This window comes from Chryseobacterium sp. SIMBA_028 (assembly GCF_046535285.1).
Taxonomy (GTDB): Bacteria; Bacteroidota; Bacteroidia; order Flavobacteriales; family Weeksellaceae; genus Chryseobacterium.
The window spans coordinates 1-258 of the sequence record NZ_JAWRWZ010000490.1 but is presented as its reverse complement, the minus strand read 5'-3'; the positions used below and the strand labels follow the sequence as shown (position 1 = coordinate 258).

1 protein-coding gene is annotated in these 258 nt (G+C 40.7%); it reads right to left on the bottom strand.

Translation table 11 applies throughout. The annotated features are described in order from the left end of the window. Positions 1-258 (bottom strand): phosphoribosyltransferase family protein (locus SCA31_RS24230; RefSeq protein WP_410699532.1); only part of this gene is annotated, 258 nt, incomplete at both ends.

Sequence of the window (258 nt, the reverse complement as noted above, 5' to 3'; positions counted from 1 at the left end):
ATCATGTCATCAATAAGGATTACGTTTTTTCCTTCCACATCCCCGATAAGGAACATCTCTTCCACCACATTAGCTTTCTTTCTTTCTTTGTAAGCAATTACTACATCAGCACCAAGGTGACCTGCATAGTTTTTTGCTCTTTTTGCTCCTCCCATGTCCGGGGAAGCAATCGTAAGACTGTCTAAGTTCAGCGCTCTAATGTAGTCTACGAAAATACTGGATGCATACAAATGATCTACCGGAATTTCAAAGAATCCC